General features: G+C 32.5%; 26 protein-coding genes. 20 read left to right on the forward strand and 6 right to left on the reverse strand.

Going from position 1 to position 24,025, the window contains the following annotated elements; translation table 11 throughout:
* Positions 1-52 precede the first annotated feature (52 nt).
* The 3 genes from NQQ59_RS04290 to rlmH all read left to right on the forward strand — a co-directional run bounded on the left by NQQ59_RS04290 (position 53) and on the right by rlmH (position 2,548).
* On the forward strand, positions 53-1,468 hold the full coding sequence (locus NQQ59_RS04290) for an amidohydrolase family protein (protein WP_144213946.1): 1,416 nt from the start codon (positions 53-55) through the stop codon (positions 1,466-1,468).
* Between the two features lie 173 nt (positions 1,469-1,641).
* Entirely contained in the window at positions 1,642-1,944 is a 303-nt protein-coding gene (locus tag NQQ59_RS04295; protein ID WP_144213948.1) for an antibiotic biosynthesis monooxygenase family protein, read from the forward strand.
* A gap of 130 nt (positions 1,945-2,074) precedes the next feature.
* The gene (gene rlmH, locus NQQ59_RS04300) at positions 2,075-2,548 is read left to right on the forward strand and encodes a 23S rRNA (pseudouridine(1915)-N(3))-methyltransferase RlmH (protein WP_035648259.1); all 474 of its coding nucleotides are present in this window, start codon (positions 2,075-2,077) and stop codon (positions 2,546-2,548) included.
* A gap of 24 nt (positions 2,549-2,572) precedes the next feature.
* On the opposite strand, the gene NQQ59_RS04305 is transcribed toward rlmH, so the two are convergent.
* Complete coding sequence (locus NQQ59_RS04305; protein ID WP_144213950.1) at positions 2,573-3,205, reverse strand: hypothetical protein; 633 nt, start codon at positions 3,203-3,205, stop codon at positions 2,573-2,575.
* Positions 3,206-3,347: 142 nt separating this feature from the next.
* A complete protein-coding gene (gene folP / locus NQQ59_RS04310) occupies positions 3,348-4,181 on the reverse strand; it encodes a dihydropteroate synthase (protein WP_144213952.1) in 834 nt (277 codons plus the stop codon).
* A 210-nt stretch (positions 4,182-4,391) separates the two neighbouring features.
* On the opposite strand from folP, the gene NQQ59_RS04315 reads away from it, so the two are divergent.
* The 17 genes from NQQ59_RS04315 to NQQ59_RS04395 all read left to right on the forward strand — a co-directional run bounded on the left by NQQ59_RS04315 (position 4,392) and on the right by NQQ59_RS04395 (position 17,277).
* Complete coding sequence (locus NQQ59_RS04315) at positions 4,392-4,931, forward strand: DUF1599 domain-containing protein (protein ID WP_144213954.1); 540 nt, start codon at positions 4,392-4,394, stop codon at positions 4,929-4,931.
* An 82-nt stretch (positions 4,932-5,013) separates the two neighbouring features.
* Positions 5,014-6,114 carry a BT_3928 family protein gene (locus NQQ59_RS04320; RefSeq protein ID WP_144213956.1) on the forward strand — a complete coding sequence of 367 codons (1,101 nt, stop codon included), beginning with the start codon at positions 5,014-5,016 and terminating at the stop codon, positions 6,112-6,114.
* Positions 6,115-6,255: 141 nt separating this feature from the next.
* Entirely contained in the window at positions 6,256-6,708 is a 453-nt protein-coding gene (locus NQQ59_RS04325) for a hypothetical protein (RefSeq protein ID WP_144213958.1), read from the forward strand.
* A gap of 30 nt (positions 6,709-6,738) precedes the next feature.
* Entirely contained in the window at positions 6,739-7,395 is a 657-nt protein-coding gene (locus tag NQQ59_RS04330) for an alpha/beta hydrolase (protein WP_144213960.1), read from the forward strand.
* A 302-nt stretch (positions 7,396-7,697) separates the two neighbouring features.
* Positions 7,698-8,195, forward strand: coding sequence for a TlpA family protein disulfide reductase (locus tag NQQ59_RS04335; RefSeq protein WP_144213962.1), 498 nt, complete (start codon positions 7,698-7,700; stop codon positions 8,193-8,195).
* Positions 8,196-8,291: 96 nt separating this feature from the next.
* Entirely contained in the window at positions 8,292-9,044 is a 753-nt protein-coding gene (gene tpiA, locus NQQ59_RS04340; protein WP_144213964.1) for a triose-phosphate isomerase, read from the forward strand.
* Positions 9,045-9,233: 189 nt separating this feature from the next.
* A complete protein-coding gene (gene prmA / locus NQQ59_RS04345) occupies positions 9,234-10,067 on the forward strand; it encodes a 50S ribosomal protein L11 methyltransferase (RefSeq protein WP_144213966.1) in 834 nt (277 codons plus the stop codon).
* Positions 10,068-10,104: 37 nt separating this feature from the next.
* The gene (locus tag NQQ59_RS04350; protein WP_144213968.1) at positions 10,105-10,380 is read left to right on the forward strand and encodes an ATP-dependent Clp protease adaptor ClpS; all 276 of its coding nucleotides are present in this window, start codon (positions 10,105-10,107) and stop codon (positions 10,378-10,380) included.
* 64 nt (positions 10,381-10,444) lie between these two features.
* Positions 10,445-11,716 carry a sterol desaturase family protein gene (locus tag NQQ59_RS04355; protein ID WP_144213970.1) on the forward strand — a complete coding sequence of 424 codons (1,272 nt, stop codon included), beginning with the start codon at positions 10,445-10,447 and terminating at the stop codon, positions 11,714-11,716.
* Between the two features lie 9 nt (positions 11,717-11,725).
* The gene (locus tag NQQ59_RS04360; RefSeq protein ID WP_144213972.1) at positions 11,726-12,415 is read left to right on the forward strand and encodes a lysoplasmalogenase; all 690 of its coding nucleotides are present in this window, start codon (positions 11,726-11,728) and stop codon (positions 12,413-12,415) included.
* Between the two features lie 15 nt (positions 12,416-12,430).
* On the forward strand, positions 12,431-12,880 hold the full coding sequence (locus tag NQQ59_RS04365; protein WP_144213974.1) for a 2-dehydro-3-deoxyphosphooctonate aldolase: 450 nt from the start codon (positions 12,431-12,433) through the stop codon (positions 12,878-12,880).
* 351 nt (positions 12,881-13,231) lie between these two features.
* A complete protein-coding gene (locus tag NQQ59_RS04370) occupies positions 13,232-13,660 on the forward strand; it encodes a hypothetical protein (RefSeq protein WP_144213976.1) in 429 nt (142 codons plus the stop codon).
* Positions 13,661-13,908: 248 nt separating this feature from the next.
* Positions 13,909-14,727, forward strand: a complete 819-nt coding sequence (kdsA, locus tag NQQ59_RS04375) for a 3-deoxy-8-phosphooctulonate synthase (protein WP_144213978.1) — start codon at positions 13,909-13,911, stop codon at positions 14,725-14,727.
* Between the two features lie 21 nt (positions 14,728-14,748).
* Positions 14,749-15,654: a hypothetical protein gene (locus NQQ59_RS04380; protein WP_144213980.1), complete on the forward strand. Its 906-nt coding sequence runs from the start codon at positions 14,749-14,751 to the stop codon at positions 15,652-15,654.
* Positions 15,655-15,754: 100 nt separating this feature from the next.
* A complete protein-coding gene (locus tag NQQ59_RS04385) occupies positions 15,755-16,429 on the forward strand; it encodes a YiiX family permuted papain-like enzyme (protein WP_144213982.1) in 675 nt (224 codons plus the stop codon).
* Between the two features lie 86 nt (positions 16,430-16,515).
* Positions 16,516-16,968 carry a hypothetical protein gene (locus NQQ59_RS04390; RefSeq protein ID WP_144213984.1) on the forward strand — a complete coding sequence of 151 codons (453 nt, stop codon included), beginning with the start codon at positions 16,516-16,518 and terminating at the stop codon, positions 16,966-16,968.
* A 3-nt stretch (positions 16,969-16,971) separates the two neighbouring features.
* A complete protein-coding gene (locus NQQ59_RS04395) occupies positions 16,972-17,277 on the forward strand; it encodes a hypothetical protein (protein WP_144213986.1) in 306 nt (101 codons plus the stop codon).
* 66 nt (positions 17,278-17,343) lie between these two features.
* Here the strand turns inward: NQQ59_RS04395 and NQQ59_RS04400 are convergent, their stop codons facing one another.
* From NQQ59_RS04400 to bglX, 4 genes are all read right to left on the reverse strand, one after another.
* Complete coding sequence (locus tag NQQ59_RS04400; protein ID WP_144213988.1) at positions 17,344-18,735, reverse strand: M20/M25/M40 family metallo-hydrolase; 1,392 nt, start codon at positions 18,733-18,735, stop codon at positions 17,344-17,346.
* Positions 18,736-18,900: 165 nt separating this feature from the next.
* A complete protein-coding gene (locus NQQ59_RS04405) occupies positions 18,901-20,823 on the reverse strand; it encodes a discoidin domain-containing protein (protein ID WP_144213990.1) in 1,923 nt (640 codons plus the stop codon).
* Positions 20,824-20,854: 31 nt separating this feature from the next.
* A complete protein-coding gene (locus tag NQQ59_RS04410) occupies positions 20,855-21,631 on the reverse strand; it encodes a glycerophosphodiester phosphodiesterase family protein (protein ID WP_144213992.1) in 777 nt (258 codons plus the stop codon).
* Positions 21,632-21,719: 88 nt separating this feature from the next.
* Positions 21,720-24,020 carry a beta-glucosidase BglX gene (gene bglX / locus NQQ59_RS04415; RefSeq protein ID WP_144213994.1) on the reverse strand — a complete coding sequence of 767 codons (2,301 nt, stop codon included), beginning with the start codon at positions 24,018-24,020 and terminating at the stop codon, positions 21,720-21,722.
* Positions 24,021-24,025: the final 5 nt, after the last annotated feature.

Raw genomic sequence — 24,025 nt, forward strand, 5'->3', positions numbered from 1 at the left:
CTTTGAACCTCGAAAAAAAATCGTATATTTGCGCGTAATTTAATCTTAGAGTATGACAAGGATAATTACGCTTTTCTGTATTTTTATAGCACAAATCGGCTTTTCTCAATCGGCTGAGAGTTATTTAGAAAAAATCAGAAATAACGAAGCTCTCTTAACAGCTTTCTTTCAACAAATGCCTAAAGGAGGCGATTTACACCATCATTTTTCAGGATCCGTTTATGCAGAGCCGCTTTTAGAAAGAGCTATTGCTGAAGACTTTTATTTGAATACAGAAACCATGGCTGTTTCTAAAACAAAACCTGCAAATGGAAATTGGCAAACCTTTTCTTCTATAAAACACGAAGGTAAATTAGATTACTATCAACAGCAAGTTATGCAGACTTGGTCAATTAAAGATTATAATGGTTCTGCACCTTCTGATGATCAATTCTTTGATTCTTTCATGAAATTCGAACCAACCATAAAAGGTCATTTTGCAGAAGGAATGTTAGAATTGAAAAAGCGTGCCATTGCAGAAAATGTACTTTATATTGAAACACAATTATCAACAATTCCGTGCGATATGAATGTTTCAGATTTGACTGATTTCAATTCAAAACTTCGTCAGGCTTCAGTTCAAAAAGATGAAAAAGCGGTTTTGAAACTTTTAGACGAATTGTACAAATCATTACAGCAGAAAGATGCTAAAAAATATGCTTTAGATTTCAACACCAATTTCATCGCAAAACTGCATAAAGATTTAAAAATGGATGACGATAAGTTCACGATGCGTTATCAAAACTTTGTGCTTCGTTTTATGGATCCCGTCGATTTATTCAAAAACCTGACAATCGCTTTTATTTCGGCAAACGACAGTAAATTGGTTGCTGGTGTTAATATCGTTTCTCCAGAACATGGTGAAAATTCTATGAAAGATTATTGGCTTCACATGGTCATGTTTAAATATTGTCACTCAAAATTTCCTGAAGTAAAATACACACTTCACGCAGGCGAACTAACTTTAGGTTTGGTTCAGCCAGAAGAATTAACTTGGCATATTAATGATGCGATTTATGTAGCTGGAGCAAACAGAATCGGACACGGGGTTGATATTGCTTACGAAGCCAATTCATACGATTTGTTGAAATACATGTCTAAAAACAATATTCCGATTGAGATCAATTTAGCGAGTAACGAATTCATTCTGAAAGTAAAAGAAAACAGACATCCGTTTACACTTTACAAAGAATTTAATGTGCCAATTGTAATCAGTACAGACGATGCAGGAATTTTGAGAAGCAGTATGACAGAACAATATGTTTTACTGGCAAAAAGATATCCCGATGTGAATTACGAAACAATAAAAAAATACGTTTACAACAGCATTAATTACAGTTTTATTCAAGATGCTTCGGTTAAGAAACAATTGATTAAAGATTTGGATAATCGTTTTAAAGCTTTTGAGGCGAAATTTTCTAAAAATTAATCTAGCTTAATCCGTGCGAAGATTTCACGCAGATTTTACAGATTTAAGCTGATGAACGCAGATTTTTTTAATCAAAATATCAAAAAGAAAATCTGCTTAAATCTGCTAAATCTGCGAGAGTAAAATTATTCTCCCGCAGATTTAACAGATCAAGCAGATAAAATTCTCAAAATATGATACTAGAAGCAGCATTTCTTTATGTAAAACCTGAATTATCCTCTCAATTTGAATCTGATTTTGCAAAAGCAAGTCAATACATTTCATCAATTGAAGGCTATTTAGGACATCGTTTGGAAAAATGTCTAGAAGTTGACAACAAATATCTTTTGTTAGTGGATTGGAATACTTTAGAAGATCACACAATAGGATTTAGAACTTCTGAAGCGTATTTGGAATGGAAAAAGATTTTACATCATTATTACGAACCGTTTCCAATTGTAGAACATTTTGAAACTGTTTTTGAAAACAAAAAATAATATTTTTTTTGCCACAGATTTAAAGGATTCCAAAGGATTTTTTTTAATCTGTGTTAATCCGTGAAATCTGTGGCAAAAATAATTCAAATTAAATTCGTGCCAATTCGTGTAATTCGTGGCAAAAGAAATTATGAACATAAAACTTATCGCAATAGGTAAAACAGATAATAAATCGCTTCAAACTTTGATTGACGATTACACCAAACGTTTGTCATTTTATATCAAATTTGATTTGGAGATTATCCCAGACATCAAAAACGTAAAAAACTTATCTGAAAGTCAGCAAAAAGAAAAAGAAGGCGAATTGATTCTTTCCAAACTTTCTGCAACAGATCAATTGATTTTGTTAGATGAAAACGGAAAAACTTTCTCCAGCGTTGGATTTTCTGAAGAACTTCAAAAGAAAATGAATTCTGGGGTAAAAACATTAGTTTTTGTTATTGGCGGGCCTTATGGCTTTTCTGAAACCGTTTATAAAAAAGCACAGGGAAAAGTTTCGCTTTCGCTAATGACATTTTCGCATCAAATGGTTCGTCTATTTTTTATCGAACAATTGTACCGCGGATTTACCATTTTACGAAATGAACCTTATCATCACCAATAATTAGTGTTAGTTTACTTTTTAGTATTACAAAATAAATTCTACTGGAAGTCTATCGAGATTAGACGTTACATATTTATGCAGCAAAATTTTGTATCGAATATATTCTTCATAACTCATATTCTTGTCAAAAACAAATACTAAATTGGGTACTTTTTGAAATTTTATGCTATAAAAGTTTTGTAGTATTTGAGTCGTTTTTATTTCCTTATTTCCCATAAAAACTTGTTTTCTTCCTTTCTTGAAATAAACCACAAAATTATCTTTATCAGGTCTCTCCATTTTATAATAGACTTTCGTGAAAGGAACAAAAGCTAAATTTTTCCCGATTGAATCAGCATAAGAATAATAGTTTTCAGCATTTTCATTTTTATGTGCGCTATCCGCTCTTTTCTTTTCCTGTAATTTCATTACTTCTGGAATTACAAGTTTTAAAGGCAAACGCTTATCAACATTAAAAATCCAATTGGTAGAAATAATACTGCTTTTTCTGTTTACATCGGCAATTGTATCTTTTCCTTCCTTTTTAAAAAAGATATAAATTGGCGAAAGATCTTGTACCTCTTTTACAATTGTAATATTTGATTTTGGCAGTAAAACGTCTTCTTTTTTTCCGCAGGAAAATAAAAGGCAAATTATAACTAGAGAAAAGTATTTCATATTTTTTTCAGATAACTATTTTATGTACAGTTTGTCATTCCGAGGAACGAGGAATCGCACGCGGGATTCCACAAAGAAAATCTCCAATCTTTGTCGAATTTCTAGTGTGATTCCTCGTTCCTCGGAATGACAAATGTATCGTTTAAATATTTTTAAAACTCATTTTATTAAACAAAGTAACACATTCCATCGCTTCTTTCACATCATGAACACGAAGAATTTTTGCGCCTTTTGTCAAAGCAATTGTATTCAAGAAAGTGGTTCCGTTTAAAGCTTCTTGTGGTGTTGTACCAAGCGTTTTATAAATCATTGATTTTCTTGAAATTCCTGCTAAAACAGGTAATTCTAGAAGATTAAAAAGTTCCATTTTCTGCATTACTTCAAAATTTTGATCGGTTGTTTTGGCAAAACCAAAACCTGGATCTAAAATCAAATCGTTGATTCCGAGACTTCTTGCTTTTTTTACTTTTTCTGAAAAATAAAAAAGCATTTCTTTTACAATATCCTCATACTGTGTCAAACTTTGCATTGTTTGCGGATTTCCACGCATGTGCATCATAATGTACGGAACGTTATATTTAGCGATAACTTCAAACATTTTATCGTCCAATTCGCCTGCAGCAATATCATTTATAATTGCGGCACCACTTTCTATGCTCGCTTTTGCAACCTCAGCTCTAAAAGTATCGATTGACAATAAAGTTTCTGGGAAGTGTTTTAAAATCAATTCTATGGCTGGAACAATTCGGTCTATTTCTTCTTGTTCAGTTACAGACTCGGCACTTGGTTTACTGGAATAGGCGCCAATGTCGATAAAAGAAGCTCCTTCAGAAATCATTTTACCAACTTGTGAAATTATTTCGTCTTCGTTTTTATATTTTCCACCATCAAAAAATGAATTTGGGGTAACATTCAGAATTCCCATTACCTTCGGGACTGACAAATCTATAAGTTCTCCTTTGCAGTTAATCGTCATTAGCTTTTATTTTTTTGTTTCCTGTTTGAAGTTGATATTGATTGTGTAAATTCTAGAACTTGAAACTTCTAATCTGAAACTTGAAACATTCAATATGGTTTTCAAGTTATCCCATTAACAATTTGTTTAGAAAAACTTGAAACCTGAAACTTGAAACTCTTTAATTTTTCCTTATTTTTGAAGAAATTTTAGCAAATATACAGCATATAAATGAAGAATACTTCCCAAGAATTTGATAATGTTATCGCGATTTGCCGAACATTGTACATCAACAAAATGAAAGATTACGGCAGTGCGTGGAGAATTTTGAGACTTCCATCACTAACAGATCAGATTTTCATAAAAGCGCAAAGAATTAGAAGTTTACAGGAAAATGAAATCCGTAAAGTGGATGAAGACGAAAAAGGAGAATTTATCGGAATCATCAATTATTCTATTATGGCTTTGATTCAGTTGGAGCTTGGCGTTGTAGACCAGCCGGATCTTGATGTTGAAAAAGCAACTGAATTATATGATGCTAAAGTCAAATTGACTAAAGATTTAATGGAAGCTAAAAATCACGATTACGGTGAAGCATGGCGTGATATGCGCGTGAGTTCCCTAACCGATTTAATTTTGCAGAAATTATTGCGTGTTAAACAAATTGAAGACAACAAAGGAAAAACTTTGGTTTCTGAAGGTATCGATGCCAATTATCAGGATATGATTAATTACTCTGTTTTTGCTTTAATACTTAATCCAATAAAATAATATTTAGCCACAAATTACACAAATTTCCACAAAATTAATTCGTGAAGATTCGTGTAATTGGTGGCAGAAAAAACCTTACCCCATGAAAAACATCATTACCCAATTTTCCCGATTATTTGTCGGTGTGTTATTTATCATTTCTGGATTAATCAAATTGAATGACCCAGTCGGTTTCTCTTATAAATTAGCAGAATATTTTAGTGAACCAGTTTTCAATATGCCATTTTTAGAGCCATTGGCTTTAGGTTTGGCAATATTTTTGGTGATTTTAGAAGTCGTTTTAGGTGTGATGCTTTTAGTTGGTTATAAATCAAAATTAACCATTTGGGCATTGTTATTACTGATAGTTTTCTTTACGTTCCTTACCTTTTACTCTGCTTATTTTGATGTAGTAAAAGATTGTGGTTGTTTTGGAGACGCTTTACACTTAACACCTTGGCAATCCTTCACAAAAGATGTTGTTTTGTTGTTCTTTATTCTGATTTTATTCATCAATAAAAAATTAGTAAAACCATTATTTTCAAAAACGGTTACCAATCTCGTTACTTTAATTAGTATTATTCTTTGTGTATTTATGGCAGTTTGGGTTTTAAATCATAATCCTATAAAAGATTTCCGTCCGTACAAAGTAGGAACAAACATTGAAAAGGGAATGGAAATTCCGGAAGGTGCTCCGAAATCGGTGGTTGAAATGATCTTTATTTACAAAGTAAATGGCGTTGAAAAAGAATTTACAGAGAAAGATTTAATGAATATTCCTGAAGGAGCGACTTTTATTGATCGTAAAGACAAAGTAATTTCTGAAGGTTATATACCACCAATTCACGATTTCACCATGACAAAAGATGATTCTGATTATAAAGAAGAATTATTGAAAGAACCTAAATTGCTGATTTATGTGACTTATGATTTGAATTTATCAAATCCTGAAGGAATGAAAAAATTAGCAAAAGTTACAACAGATGCAAAAGCAAAAGGATATAAAGTAATCGGAATGACTGCTTCTGGAGCTAATGAAATTGCTAAAGCTAAAAAACAATACAATTTAGATCTTGATTTTTATTTCTGTGACGGAACAGCTTTAAAAACAGTTGAAAGAGCAAATCCAAGTATTGTGGTTATACAAAACGGAACTATTGTTCAAAAAGTACATTACAATGATGTTGAAGATTTGAAACTATAACATCTTACTTAAGATAGCAAAGCGCCAATAAACAATAGGTTTGTTGGCGCTTTTTGTTTTTAATATAATTTCTTAAAACTTAATTTCAGATTACGAATAATAATCCTACATTTGATTCCAACCAAAAACTTATTTATAATCATGAAAAGAATACTAAAACTTTTATTACTTCTAGTTTTAATTGTTATAACAGGATGTGAATCTGGTTCTTTATGTTCAACAGGTCCAGTTGCATTTACTTTTGAATTTGTAGATAAAGATTCGGGAGAGAATCTATTTGCTAATGGTACCCTTGATGCAAAAAAGTCCATAACCATAACAGATTTAAATGAAAACAAAACAATCCAGACTACTTACATGACCGCCGACAACTCAAATCGTCTTTCCCTAGTTGTTGGAGTTATTTCTGGAGTATATAAATACAATGTAAAAATTGAAGACAAAAGTCTTTTCGAAATAACTGCTGTTACGCAAAGAGTAAAAGGAAAAGAATGTAGTAATACAGTACTAAAATCAGTTGAAATAAAAAATGTCGAATATAAACAAGATAACGAAACAGGCATTTATAAAATTTTCATTAATACCAAAAGCTGATTTTACTTTAAACTTAACCCCAAATAAGCAATGAAAAAACATCTTAAAGCATTTAGTTTCTTGCTTGTAGTTTTATTTAGTTCTTTATGTTTTAGTCAGGCGAATAAAGACCAGCGTTATATTTTCTTTTTGCATAATAAATTCGTTGAAGAAAATCCTTTAAATGTTGCACATTTAGAATATGGAAAAGCAGAATACAATGAGATTGTAGCTTCTTTTAGAAAAGACAATTTTATCGTTTTTAGCGAAATCAGAAGCAAAAACACAAACGCTGCTAAATATGCCAAAAAAGTAGAAAAACAAATAAAAGGATTAATAAGAAAAGGTGTTGAACCAAGTCATATCACTGTAATAGGAACTTCAAAAGGTGGTTACATTGCACAATACGTTTCGACTTATTTAGAAAACCCAAATGTGAATTTTGTTTTTATTGGTTGTTTTCAGGATTCTGATATTGAACAAATTCCTGAGATTAATTTCTGTGGTAATATATTAACCATTTATGAAAAATCGGATATTTATGGTGTTTCAGCCATTAGACGAAAAGAAACTTCTAAGTGCAAAATAGATCATTTTAAGGAAATTGAATTAAACACTGGTCTAAAACATGGTTTTTTATATAAAGCCGGAGAGAATTGGATTGCTCCAAGTAAAAAATGGGCAAACGGAAATTACGAGTTAAACTAACCTCATCAAAAAACATATAAAGCCTTCAATAATTTAAATTTATTGAAGGCTTTTTTAATTGAAATCTGACGTTTTTTTGATCATTTTTTTATCTTCAAATAAAAAATTTAATTCTTTTTTTAATTTTCAAAAATACCGATTTAAAAAAAGTACGATTTTCTCCCCCTACTATTACGTTTTCATTCCGCTTTTTCTAACCTAAAATCCCCGTTTTGTTACAAAATAAACGACTCTTCAAATTTTGTTAATCTGCATTTGGCTTTCAATTTGTTTGTTTAACTTTGTTGAAAATGATTATTTATATGAAACAAATTGCTTTAGTCTTAATTGCATTTATTACTTTTTCATGTTCACAAGCTCAGAAAACCACTTTTTCTAAAGAAGCTTTATCAGAAAAATTATTAGGAACTGACAATAGTCAGACAGCTTTTAAAAACATCTTAAAAAAATACAAAGGAAAAACTTTATTAATTGAAGTTTGGGCTTCTTGGTGTGGTGACTGCGTAAAAGCAATGCCAAAATTAAAAGAGCTTCAGGCTAACAATCCTGATGTTTCTTATTTGTTTATCTCAGCTGATAAAACGGCTGACAAATGGAAAGCAGGAATCGAAAAACACGAATTAAACAAAGGTGATCACTACATGATGAATGACGGAATGAAAGGTCTTTTTGGAAAAGCGATTGACTTAGACTGGATTCCACGTTATATCGTTATTGACAAAACAGGAAAAATCGTTTTATACCGCGCTATAGAAACTGATTTTGAAAAAATCAATGCTACATTACAATCGTTGAAATAATTTTTCAATGTCAATGTCAAAAATCAATATGAATTAAAAATTGAACTTGACTTTAAATTCAAACAAAAAACAAAAAAATAATATAAAACTACCAAAATGAGAAAATCGATTGTTGCAGGAAACTGGAAAATGCATAAAAATGCTGCTCAAACTGAAGAATTATTAAACGAGTTAATTGCTAAAATTCCAGCAAAAACGAATGCACAAGTAATTGTAGCGCCAACTTTTGTAAACTTACAAGCTGCTGCTGCAAAATTAAAAAATACCACTATCGGAGTTTCTGCTCAAAACGTTCACCAGGCAGAAGGTGGCGCTTTTACAGGAGAAATTTCAGCAGATATGTTAACTAGCATTGGTGTAAACACAGTAATCTTAGGACATTCTGAAAGAAGAGCTATTTTTCACGAAACTGATGCTTTAATTGCTAATAAAGTGGACACTGCTTTGAAACATGACATGACAGTTATTTTCTGTTTTGGAGAAGAATTAAAAGACCGTCAGTCTGATAATCACTTCAATATTGTAGAAAACCAATTGCGTGATGGTGTTTTCCACATTGCAAAAGAATCATGGTCTAAAATCGTTTTAGCTTATGAGCCAGTTTGGGCTATTGGAACAGGTGAAACAGCTTCTCCAGAACAAGCTCAGGAAATGCACGAATTCATTAGAGAAACTATCCGTAAAGCTTTTGGAGCTGAAATCGCTGATGAAGTTTCTATCTTATACGGTGGTTCTGTAAAACCGGAAAATGCTAAAGAAATCTTCTCTAAACCAGACGTAGATGGTGGTTTAATTGGAGGTGCAGCTTTAAAAGCTGACGATTTCTTAGCTATTGTTACAGCTATCTAATAAAAAATTTAGATTTTAGATTTTAGATTTTAGATTTTAGATTTTAGATTTTAGATTTTAGATTTTAGATTTTAGATTTTAGATTTTACAAAAAACCATTCGCAAAGCGAATGGTTTTTTCGTTTTGGAATTTGGAATTTTTAAATTGGAATTTATATTATAAGAAGTACCTTTGCAAAAATTTTTTTTATGTCAAATATATATTTAGGATATCATTTTACGATTGAGCCGAAAGAATTAGGTTCTGAAATTTTAGTGGCTGAATTGGGCGAAAAAGCGTTTGAAAGTTTTACAGAAACTGAAAACGGAATTTCGGCTTTTGTGAAGAAGGATTTGTGGGATGAAAACATTCTAGATGATATTTACATTTTACAATCGGAAGAGTTTAAAATTGAATATACAATTGAAGAAATCGATCAGGTAAACTGGAATGAAGAATGGGAAAAAAACTTCGAACCAATTGATGTAGATGGAAAATGCCATGTTCGTGCTCCTTTTCATGAGAAAACTAATGCCGAATTTGATATTGTGATTGAACCAAAAATGAGTTTTGGAACTGGACATCACGAAACAACACACATGATGATTCAGCATTTACTGGAAATGGACGTGAAAGGTTTAAAAACTCTTGATATGGGTTGCGGAACAGCGATTTTGGCTATTTTAGCCGAAATGAAAGGCGCAGAACCAATCGATGCCATTGATATTGACAATTGGTGTTATTTAAATTCTATCGAAAATGCTGAACGCAATAATTGTAAACACATCAGCGTTTATGAGGGCGATGCCGCTTTATTAGCTGGTAAAAAATATGATTTGATTATTGCCAATATCAATAGAAATATTTTGTTGAATGATATGCAGGCTTATGTTGACGCTTTAAACCCAAAAGGAATTATACTTTTTAGTGGTTTTTATGAAGAAGACATTCCTTTTATTGATGCTTCTTGTGTTGAAAAAGGATTAACTTATGTTAAAAAGTTTCAAAGAAACAACTGGGTATCATTAAAATACGTAAATTAGATAATAGTAATTACATCAGTACAAAAAACTAAAAAAAATGAGTACTAAAGAAAAAGTTAGAGAAAGAATTCGCGAGAAAGAAGCAACGGGTTTCAATAACGAAATTATCGTTTACAACGACGATGTAAACACTTTTGATCACGTAATTGACACTCTTATGCGTGTATGCAGCCACACGGCCGAACAAGCTGAACAATGTTCTTTGATTGTACATTACAACGGGAAATGCACTGTAAAAACAGGTCCTATGGACAAATTAAAACCTCAATGTACACAACTTTTAGAAGCAGGTCTTAGCGCTGAAATTGTTTAGTTGAAAATAATTTAAAAGGCATTCTATTTTATTCTATATTTGAATTCAATAGAATGCTTTTTTTATGGAGGAATATGGAAAGATATTGATTATTGCAATGCCTGTTTTTTTGACCTTAATTATCATTGAAAAAATATATGGCATTTATAAAAAAAATGATACGGCACCTCTTATAGACAGTGTATCGAGCATTAGTTCGGGAATAACCAATTCTGTAAAAGATGTTTTGGGCTTAAGTATCACTTTTCTTTCCTACGAATGGCTGGTTTCTAAAATAGCTCTACAACATTTAGAAGTAAATGTTCTCTCCTACTTTATCGCCTTCTTTGTAATTGATTTTTACGGCTACTGGAGCCATCGTTTGGCACATCAAATTAACTTTCTTTGGAACAAACATGCCATACACCACAGCAGTGAAGAGTTTAATCTCGCCTGTGCCTTACGCCAACCCATTGCGAGTTTAGTTAATTTATTTACTTTTTTATTGATTCCGGCAGCTTTGTTGGGTGTTCCTGCTTCTGTAATTGCGATAACACTTCCAATTCATTTGTTTTTACAATTTTGGTATCACACCAAGCATATTAAAAAAATGGGATTTGTAGAGCATATTTTGGTAACGCCTTCTCATCATAGGGTACATCATGCAATCAATCCTGAATATTTAGATAAAAACCATTCTCAGATTTTTATTTTTTGGGATAAGATTTTTGGAACTTTTCAGGAAGAATTAGACGATGTTCCGCCTGTATTCGGAATTACAAGACCAGCAAATACATGGAATCCGATTAAGATTAATTTTCAGCATTTAAGTTTATTGATAAAAGATGCCTGGCGAGCTCCAAAATGGAAAGATAAATTGACCATTTGGTTTAAACCAACTGGATGGCGACCAGAAAATTTTGAGCAAAAATATCCTGTCAACAAAATCGAAAATGTTTTTGATTTTGAAAAATATGGAACACAAAACTCTCAAAAACTTATCAATTGGTCTGTCATTCAGGTTTTAGTTACTTTACTTTTTGTCAGCTTCTTATTTGATAATATTGCCAGAATTGGACTTCCAAATATATTTATTTACGGCTTTTTTATTTTTATCACAATTTATAGTTATACAGAGTTGATGGATAAAAGTCGGTTCGCTGTTTTATGGGAAGGTTTAAGACTGGGAATTGTAATTTCTATTATTGGTTATTATGGAGATTGGTTTGGTTTAAATAATGTAATTCCAATTGGTAATTATATTATTTTTACATATTTGATACTCTCATTTATAACTACAGTATATTTTGTTCGTATTGAATTTAAAAACCAACCAAAACCTGTATATAATTCATAATCCCCTATTATGAGAAATTCTTCTTTTTTTAAAATTTACATTGCCTTCAGCATTGTTTACCTAGCCCTTCTGATGTTGGGTTATGAACGTTTCGATCTGTTTTTAAAACCCATTTTAATACCAATTCTAGGGTTTGGAGCTTATTTTTATAGAAAATTTCCAACTCAGAATACCGTATTGGCGGCATTATTACTTTCCTGGATTGGAGATGTTATTTTGCTTTTTACCGATCTGGGGGAAATATATTTTATCTTAGGCTTAGTATTCTTTTTAATCGCTCATATTCTCTATTGTATTTTATTTAATAAGCTTAACAGAATTAGAAAAAAACAGAATAAAACATTTTTTGTAATTGGAAGCATCTTGATTGCGGTCTACTTAATCAGTATGGTTTCTTTTTTAATGCCACATTTAGGAGATCTTGAAATTCCAGTTTCTATCTATGCGACTGTTATTTCGATCATGCTTTTGTTTGCTTTTAACGGACTTTTGGTTTGGGAAAAACCTGGAAATTTGCTCATTTTCTTGGGCGCTTTTTTCTTTGTGGTTTCAGATAGTATTCTGGCTTTAAACAAGTTCTATCATCCGATTCCAAAAAGTTCCTTTTTTATAATGTTAACCTACCTTCTGGCACAATATCTGATTGTTCTTGGTGTTTTAAAATTAAACCCTAAGAAAAGTACAGCAACCCTAATATAGTCTATCAAAATACTCATGAAAAAAATCACTCTTTTTATAATTTTATTAATTACTGCTTCTTCTTGTGTAAGTACAAAATCGACTTTAAAAAATGTAGACGACAATGCTCCTGATCTGGTTTTAAAAAGAGATAATACTTTTGTAATTACTCAGTTTGCGAAAGACAAAAAATACGGTTACGATCCTGATTATCCTGTCAATCTGTTTTTTCAAAATACGAATAGCGAAACTTTGAACGAAGCTCGTTTTCTAAATGCTTTGGCTGGTCCAAGTGGCGAAAAAATAACTTTTACCAAACTAGAAACCTGCTGTCCGTTTCCAACAAAAAGAAGTAATATGGGTGCTGGATTTTTAAATGTTTACGAATTGAAATGGGATGGACAGAAAAAACCTGTAAAATTGTATTTAAACATTTATGAAAAAGGAATTTTAATGGTTCCGATGGGATTGAGACTGAAACAATAAACAGCTTATATTTAAAAGATTATGCTTGATGTAATTCCGTTATTACTACTTGTTCTGCCGATATTATTTCAATTATTATTTGGTACCAAAACAATCTACAAAACAGATTCTTTAAAGTTTAGCAGAATCTCGTGGATCAGTTTTATTGCCTATATTCTATTTTCTTTTATTGCGTTTATATAACAGAATACAATTTTTCTAGAAAATACGAACAATATCCAAATCCCGTAAGATGTGGAATGCCTCTTTTAGGAGTTGCTTTAGCTTGTTTCTATTTGCTCTTTGTTCTCATTTTAATATTTCTAATTCAATTCTTTGTCAAAAGATGGAGAGATAAAAAAGCGCAACATCATGATTAAAACAAAATATACGTTTATAATCTTCGTGGTTTTATTAGTATTAATGTTTCCCTATCTTATACTTTTTGTAGGGTCTGATTTCTTATCATCATTAGTACCTGGATGGAATACAAGTTTTTTTGGAGGTGCGTTTATTAATGATTTGTTTATTTTCATCGTTTTAAGTATTTCTGTATATCTCTATTGGAAGCTTTCTAAAAACAAAACTGAAATAAGTTTAAAGCATTTTTTAATTCATTTTTTACTTACCATTCCTGCTATTATTTTTTCCAAAAGTGATTCATTTGAGCTAATCGAATTTGATTCGCTTAATCCTGAAAATTTTATTTGGAGAATTTACTTTGTTATTTATTTTCTTACTGCTTTGTTTTTTATTGGCCAGATTCTCTTTTGGCGTTATTACACTAAAATCACTCGATAATTTAAGTTAATTTTTCGTAATTCCACTAAACTCCTAGCCCTGATAGTAGCGGAAATCTTTTTTTGAGAAAGCCTATTTTTTCTGGTCGTTGCAGAGCGACCAACGGAAGCTCCTGCAAGGATCTAGAAAAAAAGGATTTGGAGAAAAAAATTGAAGCGAATAGCAGGATTAGCTTCATAAAATAATCTTAAATCTTCATCTGAAACTCATAAATCATAACTACCTTTGCACTGTCAAAAAATCATATTATGAACATACAACATATTCCTCAAATTAAGCATACTGACAGCGGGAATTTCTTTTTATTGGCGGGGCCTTGTGCTATCGAAGGAGAAGAAATGGCGCTTAGAATTGCTGAAAAATTAGTTGGTATTACCGACAATCTTCAGATTCCTTATGTGTTTAAAGGATCTTTCAAAAAAGCAAATCGTTCCAGAATTGACAGTTTCTCTGGAATTGGTGACGAAAAAGCATTAAAAATCTTAAGAAAAGTTTCTGAAACTTTTCATGTTCCAACTGTTACTGATATTCATACAAACGAAGATGCTGATATGGCTGCTCAATACGTAGATGTATTGCAGATTCCAGCTTTCTTGGTTCGCCAGACTGATCTTGTTGTTGCTGCGGCAAATACAGGAAAAACAGTAAACCTGAAAAAAGGACAATTTATGAGTCCGGAGAGTATGAAACATGCTGTTCAAAAGGTTTTAGACTGTAACAATGAAAATGTTATGGTTACTGATCGCGGTACTATGTTTGGATACCAAGACATGATTGTTGATTTTAGAGGAATTCCTACTATGCAACAATATGCAAGTACCGTTTTGGACGTTACACATTCGTTACAACAACCTAACCAAACGGCAGGTGTTACAGGCGGAAGACCAGATATGATCGAAACAGTTGCCAAAGCTGGTATTGCTGTAGGTGTTGATGGTATTTTTATCGAAACTCATTTCGATCCTGCTAACGCAAAAAGTGATGGCGCTAACATGCTTCATTTAGATTATTTCGAAGGCTTAATGAACAAATTAGTTGCTATTAGAAAAACAGTTAACTCATTCTAATAATTATAATACTTAAGTTCTTTGAAAACAAAAATTTTATTTTTCTTACTGGCTTGTGTTTCTTTAAACACATTTGCTCAGGAAGAAATACCTGTACAAAAATATGCAGCTCACAACAAAGGAAAATTCTTTGTAATGTGGGGTGGTAATAGAGAAAGTTACTCAAAATCTGATGTAAACTTTAGAGGTAAGGATTACAACTTTACAGTGGAGAATATGGCAGCTCATGATAAACCAAAAGGCTGGCATGTTGATTACATTAATCCTGCTAATATGACTATTCCTCAAACGAATTTGAGATTGGGTTATTTCTTTAGCGATCATTACAGTGTTACCATTGGTGTCGACCACATGAAATATGTAATGTCACAAGACCAAACTGCAAGAGTTAACGGATACATCAATTTACCTTCAGATGATCCAGCTTCAATTTACAATGGAGAGTACAACAACAGACCAGTAGACATGTCTCAAGGTGGCGCTAAAGAAGGTGGTTATGGCAATGGTGAAATAAATACAAACGGTCCTGCTTTTTTAATGTATGAGCATACTGATGGTTTGAACTACATTAATACCGAGGTGGCGAGATTCGATGACGTTTCAAAATGGTTTGGATTGCCAAATATTGATAAAGTTCAGATTAACTTAACTGAAGGTTTAGGAGTTGGAGTTTTATATCCTAAAACTAATACAACACTTTTAGGTAAAGAACGTCATGATGATTTTCACGTTTCTGGTTATGGTGTTTCTGCAAAAGCTGGTTTAAATGTTACCTTTTTTAAACATTTCTACATTCAAGGAGAATTAAAAGGTGGTTATATCAACATGCAGGATATTAAAACTACAACAAGTCCTGATGATAAAGCTTCTCAGCACTTTACTTATTTCCAACGTATTATTGCTGTTGGAGGAATATTCAGAATCTAATATCGCATAAAATATATTTGAAAAATAGCTGTCATTTTATTTGGCAGCTATTTTTTTTATTATTTACTTTGTATTTCAAAGTACTTTAAAAACATACTTTATGAAAAAGAGAAAATATTTATTTCCGGTCATTACTTTTATTCTAAGTTTTGCTTGTGCTCTATTTGTAGCTACAAAAATGTTTCCGAATAATCCTTTTACAGGAACCAAGCAGGAAAAAGCTACGACAAGCAAATATAAAGATGGAGATATCATTTTTCAGACATCAGAATCTAAACAGTGTGAAGCGGTTCGTATTGCAACAAATTCTAAATTTTCGCATTGCGGAATTATTTATGACATTAACGGAAAATGGTTTGTTTTTGAAGCCGTTCAGCCTGTAAAATTGACTCCGCTTGAAGATTGGATCAAACATGGAAAAGACCATAAATATGTAGTGAAACGATTGAAAGATGACAGTGTTTTAAAACCTGAAGTGCTGCAAAAAATGAAGGATTACAGTCAGCAGTTTGATGGTAAAGAATATGATGCTTACTTTGAATGGACAGACAACAGAATTTATTGCTCTGAACTTATTTGGAAAATCTACAAAAACGCAGCTGGAATTGAATTGTCTAAACTTCGAGAATTGAAAGATTTTAATTTGAAAGATCCACGAGTTCAGAAAATACTAAAAGAACGATATGGAAATGATATTCCTTTAGATGAAAAAGTCGTTGCTCCTTCTGATCTTTCCGATTCTAATGTATTGAAAACTGTTGTTGATACTTACTGATATTTAAAAAGCTAGACTGCTCACTATTTCTAGCTTTTTTATTTCTTATTTTACTTTGAAATTCAAAGAACTTTAAAATTATTGTTATGAGAGATTTTTTAATTGAAAAACTGTATGAAACTTCTAAAAAACCATATCAAAAATATTTCAAGAAAAACGAACCTTGGAATATCAATAAATCGAATTTGATGCATTACCCAAAAGAAAGTCTAGGTTATGGTTTAGGCAATTTTCTTTACCGCAATCATTTTGAAATTCAGGAAAAACTGGAAGATCATGATATTATTCATGTTTTAACAAATACCGGAGTTTCTGTTTACGAAGAAATCGGAATGCAATATTATTTATACGGAAACGGAAAAAGAAGTTTGTACCTGTTTATGGTGATTTTAACAGGAACTATATTTTATCCTAAACGAATTAAGTATTTCATCCAACAGTACAGAAAAGGAAAAAATGCGCTTCCGTACCATTATTTAGATTTTTCGAAAATGCTTTTACTACCCGTTCAAACTATTCAACAAACTTTTAATATTTAAATCATGAAAACTATAAACGATAAACCTTTTCAAGAAAAAGAATCTACTGAACTAGCTATTGGTTCCTTTATAATTAGCACTTTTTTGTTGCTGCTTTATCTTATCTCAAACGAAAGTCCAACCATTTTTGTAATTGCTTGGCCTTTTGCTTTAGGAGCAATTGTTGTGAATACGATTATGCTTATTCATTTAGCAGATCGATTTATTCATCTTCCACAACAAAGAAAAGAAATCGGAATTAAAATCTTAATTCTACTTTCAAACGTTCCCATCACATTTTTCTATTATTTGATTGTGATGAAACTTTAAAATCGAGGCAATAAAAAAAGCTACAAGTAAAAACTCGTAGCTTTCTTAATTTCATATTTGAAAATCTTAGTTCGCTTTTGGAATTTCAATTCCATTTTGATCCATTAGATACATTAAAGTGGTCATGGTTGCAGCTCCTAATTCTAATTCTCTTTTATTGATTGCATCAAATTTATCATTTGCTGCGTGGTGATAATCAAAATAACGCTGAGAATCTGGTTTTAGACCTGCTTTAACTATTGCTTTAGACGTTAAATGACTAATATCTGAACCTGCATGTCCGATTGTAAAACTATGTACTAAATAGGGCTCAAAAAGATCTTTATATCCTTGTATTTTTTTCACATTAGCATCATCAGCTTCAATTGAAAATCCACGTGGAGAAAATCCGCCTGAATCACTTTCTAATGCAAAAATGTGGTTTTCGTTCTTTTGCTTTGAAACTTCTTCGTATTTAGCACCACCTTTTCCGCCATTTTCTTCATTCATAAATAAAACGACACGAATAGTATTTTTTGGTTTGTAATTTAAATTTTTAAGAATCCTCAAAACTTCCATACTTTGCACTACTCCTGCCCCATCATCATGAGAACCATCGGCCAAATCCCAAGAATCCAAGTGACCACCAACAACCATAATATTATCTGGTTTTTCGGTTCCAGTCAACTCTCCAATTACATTGTATGACAACGCATCTGGCAAAGTCTCACAAGATTGTTTGAAATAAAATTTTAAAGCAGGATTTCTTTTTAAAGATTTACTTAATAATTCAGCTCCGTTTGTACTAATTGCTGCTGTTGGAATGTATTGCTCTTTTGGAAGATTCCCATAGCTTTGAGTTCCAGTATGAGGAAAATCATCTAAACGTAAATTCACAGAACGAACAATTGTTCCTACTGCTCCAAATTTTGCAGCTTCTTGTGCACCGGCATATCTCTGGTCAACACAAGCTCCGTATGAGGTAAAAGTTTCAATGTTTTCAGGATTCATTGGTCGGTTGTAAAACACAATTTTTCCTTTTACTTTATCAGCTCCTAATTCAGCTAATTCTTTAATTCCTTGAACTTCGATTATTTCAGCGGTAATTCCTGTTTTAGGCGTTGCAACAGAACCTCCAAGAGCGCAAATTGGCACAACTGTTTTTGCTTTTCCATCTAAAATATAGGCTGTTTCTTTTTCGCCACGAACCCAATGAGGCACCATAACCTCTTGTAAATATACTTTATCAAGTCCTAAACCTTCTAATTGTCTCTTAGTGTAATCAACAGCTAATTCTGCTCCTTTAGATCCTGATAAACGAGGACCAATATCGTTAGACAAGTACTCTAACCAAGTATAGCATTTTGCTTCAGTTAATGCTTTTTTATAAAATAATTTAATGTTTTTCTCATCATTTGACTGAGCAAAAGATGTCAATCCGTTTAAAACTAAAGCAGTTAAAAGAATCGTTTTTTTCATAGTTGTGTAGTAATTTTGGAGTTTATTCTGCCTTAGGCATATTCACAAAGGAACAAAATTCTTTACAGCTAAAAGGCATTTTCCGCAACCTTTTCTGAAAAAAAAGCTCCAATTACAAATTCTTCAATTTGAAATCGGAGCTTTTAGATATTTATGAAATAAAAACTATTTTACTTCGATAATCTTATTTTTTGTACCAATACCATTTTCATTAAAAGGTTCGATTGTGAAATAATATTTTGTTCCTTTATCTAAACCTCTAAAATCGTATCTATTGTCACCATATACCATAATGCTGTTATACATTTTATCTGGAGTGATTCCGTAATATATATTGTAACCAATTGCATCTGCTTGTTTTTTCCATGAAATCATTGCATTTCGAGAATCGGCTTTATTTCTGTCTACTTTGAAAGAAGAAACTGCTTTTGGTTTTGCTGCCAATCCGTTTCCGAAAACTCTGAAATCTGAAATGGCAAATAAACCAGATGCATTGTGAATATTTTCCATTTTAATGTAACGCGCTTTTATCGATTTTGAAAGCTCTACATAATCGTGAGGTGCATCTTTATCGTTTTTAGATTTATCAACCACCAAAGTCCAATTTTGAGCATCATCAGACATATAGATTTTATATTGATAATAAATATCCATTGCTTTATTGAACTGTGTTGCTTTATGATCTGCGTAGTTGATTTGAAGTGCATTGATTTCCATTGGTCTTCCTAAATCCATTTGAAGCCATTCGCCTGGATTGCTAGTTTTAGCCGACCAATAGGTTTGAATATTTTCATCTGTTAGATTTTCTGGCCCGTAACAGAATTTCTCGTATACTTTTTTTCCGCCATTATCCATTCTGTGTGTTTCCACTTCCATACATTCTTCAGAAGAAGAAACCGTAACTGGCTTTTTATAAGAAAGCAACATCCATCCAGATGAAGCTCCTTTTGTTTGGTCACGCTCGCTTGTTGGCAACACAATTGGAAAATCTCCGTAAGCTGTAATAGAATACATTACATCATCTTTATCAAATCCTGCAGGAAACATATCGATACGACGCTCAAAACGGTCTTTAATAGAAATTTTACATGTTCCTGTATTCCAATAGTTTCCGTAATTGTCTGCAAAAGTATTTCCGTGTCCAGCTCCAATTACAAATCCGCCTGGTTTATAAGACATCGGATTGTGTTTTTGATAGGTAAATGGTCCTAACGGATTATCTCCAACATGAACTCCATTTGCATAACCTTTAAATTCGGTTGCAGGCGCTCCGTATTGCATGTAATATTTTCCGTTGTGTTTGGTCATCCAAGCACCTTCAATGAAATTCCCCCATGGCGCAGGTTCCATATCGTTGTTTGGTCCAAAACGCTCCCAACCGTGAGCTGATGGTTCCAGAATTGCAACTTCTTTGATTTGTCCATATGGTTTTTGAATATCTTCTACTTCTGTTGCTTTGTATAAAGTCGCATAATCTGCTTGATTTCCTTTTGGAAGCCAAGTATTATAATCTACCTCAACACCAACTAAAGGTAATTTTCCGCTTGAACCGTAATACATATACACTTTTTTATCGTCATCTTGAAAGATAGCTGGATCCCAAGTTGGCAACATTGCTTTATCTACGTGACGTGTCCATCTTCCTGATTTTGGATCTGCTGTTTTCCAAATTGGATGATCTCTTTTCCAAGTTGAACCTACGTAAAATAAAGTATCATTTACAACCCAAGCCGCTGGAGCACATTGATCGTCGTCACCTGGCTGTCTTTGGAAACTTCCGTAAACAAAATTCCAATCAGACATGTCTTTACTCCAAAAGAAACCTGCCTGATTCGTTGCAAATAAATAATATTCGCCTTTGTAAGTAATAATTACAGGATCGGCACTAGAACGGCGAGATTCTGGAATTCCATTATGATTGTGTGTGGTATAATTGTATCCAATATTGATTGGATTACAGTAAGTGGTTGCTGGTTTATTAGGATCAAACCATTCTGTTTTTCCTAATTTCTGTGCCGAAAGAGTATTAACGAAAGCTATCGTAAATAACACAATCGACATTGTAAGTTGTTTATATCTTTTTGTCATGGTTAGATGTTAAGTTTATAAGCGTAAAAGATTATTTCTTTGCCTGTAATCTTTCCGTTAGAAGTTCGGGTTCGTTTGTTGTGATGTAATTGAATTTATGCTCTATAAGCCAATCCATAACTGCAGCGTCATTAACTGTCCAAGCATTGAGAATAATTTTGTTATCCTTTGCTTCCTGTATCCATTCTGGGTGTTTTTGGAAAACAGAATAATGAAAATCGACACCATTGATTTTATCTGCTTTTATTTCTTTTGGAGATTTATTTCCCTCTAAATATTGTAAAGAAGTTTTGGGATCAATAGCTCTAATTTGTTTTAGAATATCATAATCAAAACTGATGTAGCAGGTATTTTTATTGGCTTTTAATTTTTTGATGGTTTCGACTGCTGCTACAGCAGTTTTTTGTCCTCTTTCTTTACTAATTTCTGAAGGTTTTATTTCGCACACTAAAAGCGTTTGTTTGTTGTTTTTAATTCCTTCTGAAATATACTCTTGTAAGGTTGGAAGTTTCTCTCCATTTGAAAGTTTAAACTTTATCAAATCTGCGTAATTCGTTTCTTCAATAAGCAGTTTGTTGTAATGTGCATCGTGATTAATTACAAGAGAATCGTCTGCTGTTCTCCAAACATCGAATTCTGAACCTGGCAATTTCAAATCGATTGCGTGTCTTAAAGCAGCAATTGAATTTTCTGGCAGATTATTCTTTTTCCATGCACCGCGATGTGCTACAATTGCATTTTTTTGTGCATTAGAAATAGAAAAAACAAACAACAACACTAATGAACTTACTATTCTAAAATCTTTCATTTCATTAAATTTAAAAATTGATTTTTATAATAGAAAAAAAGCCCTTCACTTACCAACGCGAAGGGCTAATTACTAATCAATAAACCAACTATTTAGTTAACTCAAAACTAACTTTCTTATCGGCATTTGAGTTTCCTCCAATGAAAATATCAAACTGCCCAGGCTCTGCTACGAATTGTAAATCAGAGTTATAAAATTTTAAATCTTCAACAGTAATATCGAAACTTACTGTTTGTTTTTCACCTTTTTTAAGTGTAATTTTTTGAAAACCTTTTAATTCTCTAACTGGTCTTGTTACTGAACCCACTAAATCTCTAATGTATAATTGAACGGTTTCTTTTCCGTCAAAATTTCCAGTGTTTGTTACATCAACTGTTACTTTCAATTTTCCTGATGGGTTCATTTTATCAGAAGAAATTTTGATGTTTGAATAATCAAAAGTCGTGTAGCTTAATCCGAATCCGAATGGGAATAAAGGCTCGTTTCTTTCGTCAATATAATTTGATCTGAATTTTTCGAATTTCCCTTCTGTATTAGAAAGCGGTCTTCCTGTATTTTTGTGTGCGTAATAAATTGGTAATTGTCCAACACTTCTTGGGAAAGTTGAAGTTAATTTTCCTGAAGGATTTACATCTCCAAATAAAACATCAGCAATAGCATAACCTGCTTCTGTACCAGCGAACCAAGCGTTTAAGATTGCAGGAACTGTTTTTTCTTCTTCTGTAATTACTAACGGACGTCCGTCGAATAAAACTACAACTACTGGTTTTCCTGTTTTTAATAATGCGTTTAATAAATCTTTTTGCGCTTGTGGAATTTCTAAGTTTGTACGGCTACTAGATTCCCCACTCATTTCTGCAGATTCTCCTAAAGCGGCAACAATTACATCTGACTGTTCTGCTACTTTTAAAGCTTCCGCTAATAAATCTTCTTTTGTACGGGCATCACGGTGTAATGTTTTTCCAAACATTGTTGCGTTAGTTTCGAAAGTTTCATCGTAATCTAAGTTACTTCCCTTAGCATACAAAACTTTAGTTCCAGCTCCCGCAACTTCTTTAATACCTCTCAATAAAGAAACGGCATTTTCCATTTTTGTAGCCACACTCCAAGTTCCTGGCATGTTTTCTTTAGCATCTGCCAATGGTCCGATTAAACCAATAGTTCCAGATTTCTTAAGTGGTAAAAGCTGGTTTTGGTTTTTAAGTAAAACTAAAGATTGTGCAGCGATTGAACGCGCTTCTTTTCTGCTATCTGTTGTGAAAATCTCTGTTTTAGCTCTTTTTTCATCACAGTATTTGTATGGATCTTGGAATAATCCTAAATCGTATTTTGCTTCTAAAATCAATTTAACCGCATTGTCAATTGTTTCGATTTTTACTTTTCCTTCATCTAAAGATTTTTTCAAAGTTCCTAAGAAACCTTCACCAACCATATCCATTTCAACACCAGCGTTTAAAGCCAAAGCCGAAACATCTTGAAGATCTCCCATTCCGTGAGGAATCATTTCAGGAATTCCAGTATAATCTGTCACTACAAATCCTTTGAAACCCCATTGTTTTCTTAAAACATCTGTCATTAACCATTTGTTTCCAGTTGCAGGAATTCCGTCAACTTCGTTGAAAGAAGCCATTACAGAACCTACACCAGCATCAACTGCTGCTTTGTAAGGAGGAAAATAATCGTTAAACATTCTGATGTGGCTCATATCTACTGTGTTGTAATCACGTCCAGCTTCAGGAGCTCCGTATAATGCGAAGTGTTTAACACAGGCTAATATTGAGTTATTTTTAGAAAGATCGTGTTGTTGATATCCATTTACCATTGCTATTGCAATCTGGCTTCCTAAATATGGATCTTCTCCAGAACCTTCAGAAACTCTTCCCCATCTTGGATCACGAGAAACGTCAACCATTGGAGAGAATGTCCAGTTGATTCCGTCTGCACTCGCTTCTTTAGCAGCGATTTGCGCACTTCTTTCGATTAAGCCCATATCCCAAGTACAAGATAATCCTAACGGAATTGGGAATGTTGTTTCGTAACCGTGAATAACGTCCATACCAAAAAGCAACGGAATTTTTAAACGGCTTTTTTCAACCGCAATTTTCTGTACTTCTTTGATTTTTTGAACTGATTTAATGTTGAACAAACCGCCCACTTTTCCTTCAGCAATATTTTTTGCCACATTTGAGCTGTTTCCCTGTCCTGTGGTGATATCACCAGATGTTGGCAAGTTTAACTGACCCAATTTCTCGTCTAAAGTCATTTTTGACATTAACTCCGCCACAAATTCAGACTTTGGTTTAATTTTCACTGTATTTTTAGGCGTCTTCTTTTGAGCATAGCCCAAAACAGCACATCCTAAAAAAAGTAAGACTAATTTGTTTTTCATTCTAT

Source organism: Flavobacterium panacis (assembly GCF_024649945.1).
Lineage (GTDB): Bacteria > Bacteroidota > Bacteroidia > Flavobacteriales > Flavobacteriaceae > Flavobacterium > Flavobacterium panacis.

Bases quoted from the DNA above. Each gene is read 5' to 3' on its own strand.
- NQQ59_RS04290 (WP_144213946.1), top strand. From the start codon at position 53: ATGACAAGGATAATTACGCTTTTCTGTATTTTTATAGCACAAATCGGC.
- NQQ59_RS04295 (WP_144213948.1), top strand. From the start codon at position 1,642: ATGATACTAGAAGCAGCATTTCTTTATGTAAAACCTGAATTATCCTCT.
- rlmH (WP_035648259.1), top strand. From the start codon at position 2,075: ATGAACATAAAACTTATCGCAATAGGTAAAACAGATAATAAATCGCTT.
- NQQ59_RS04305 (WP_144213950.1), bottom strand. From the start codon at position 3,205: ATGAAATACTTTTCTCTAGTTATAATTTGCCTTTTATTTTCCTGCGGA.
- folP (WP_144213952.1), bottom strand. From the start codon at position 4,181: ATGACGATTAACTGCAAAGGAGAACTTATAGATTTGTCAGTCCCGAAG.
- NQQ59_RS04315 (WP_144213954.1), top strand. From the start codon at position 4,392: ATGAAGAATACTTCCCAAGAATTTGATAATGTTATCGCGATTTGCCGA.
- NQQ59_RS04320 (WP_144213956.1), top strand. From the start codon at position 5,014: ATGAAAAACATCATTACCCAATTTTCCCGATTATTTGTCGGTGTGTTA.
- NQQ59_RS04325 (WP_144213958.1), top strand. From the start codon at position 6,256: ATGAAAAGAATACTAAAACTTTTATTACTTCTAGTTTTAATTGTTATA.
- NQQ59_RS04330 (WP_144213960.1), top strand. From the start codon at position 6,739: ATGAAAAAACATCTTAAAGCATTTAGTTTCTTGCTTGTAGTTTTATTT.
- NQQ59_RS04335 (WP_144213962.1), top strand. From the start codon at position 7,698: ATGAAACAAATTGCTTTAGTCTTAATTGCATTTATTACTTTTTCATGT.
- tpiA (WP_144213964.1), top strand. From the start codon at position 8,292: ATGAGAAAATCGATTGTTGCAGGAAACTGGAAAATGCATAAAAATGCT.
- prmA (WP_144213966.1), top strand. From the start codon at position 9,234: ATGTCAAATATATATTTAGGATATCATTTTACGATTGAGCCGAAAGAA.
- NQQ59_RS04350 (WP_144213968.1), top strand. From the start codon at position 10,105: ATGAGTACTAAAGAAAAAGTTAGAGAAAGAATTCGCGAGAAAGAAGCA.
- NQQ59_RS04355 (WP_144213970.1), top strand. From the start codon at position 10,445: ATGGAGGAATATGGAAAGATATTGATTATTGCAATGCCTGTTTTTTTG.
- NQQ59_RS04360 (WP_144213972.1), top strand. From the start codon at position 11,726: ATGAGAAATTCTTCTTTTTTTAAAATTTACATTGCCTTCAGCATTGTT.
- NQQ59_RS04365 (WP_144213974.1), top strand. From the start codon at position 12,431: ATGAAAAAAATCACTCTTTTTATAATTTTATTAATTACTGCTTCTTCT.
- NQQ59_RS04370 (WP_144213976.1), top strand. From the start codon at position 13,232: ATGATTAAAACAAAATATACGTTTATAATCTTCGTGGTTTTATTAGTA.
- kdsA (WP_144213978.1), top strand. From the start codon at position 13,909: ATGAACATACAACATATTCCTCAAATTAAGCATACTGACAGCGGGAAT.
- NQQ59_RS04385 (WP_144213982.1), top strand. From the start codon at position 15,755: ATGAAAAAGAGAAAATATTTATTTCCGGTCATTACTTTTATTCTAAGT.
- NQQ59_RS04390 (WP_144213984.1), top strand. From the start codon at position 16,516: ATGAGAGATTTTTTAATTGAAAAACTGTATGAAACTTCTAAAAAACCA.
- NQQ59_RS04395 (WP_144213986.1), top strand. From the start codon at position 16,972: ATGAAAACTATAAACGATAAACCTTTTCAAGAAAAAGAATCTACTGAA.
- NQQ59_RS04400 (WP_144213988.1), bottom strand. From the start codon at position 18,735: ATGAAAAAAACGATTCTTTTAACTGCTTTAGTTTTAAACGGATTGACA.
- NQQ59_RS04405 (WP_144213990.1), bottom strand. From the start codon at position 20,823: ATGACAAAAAGATATAAACAACTTACAATGTCGATTGTGTTATTTACG.
- NQQ59_RS04410 (WP_144213992.1), bottom strand. From the start codon at position 21,631: ATGAAAGATTTTAGAATAGTAAGTTCATTAGTGTTGTTGTTTGTTTTT.
- bglX (WP_144213994.1), bottom strand. From the start codon at position 24,020: ATGAAAAACAAATTAGTCTTACTTTTTTTAGGATGTGCTGTTTTGGGC.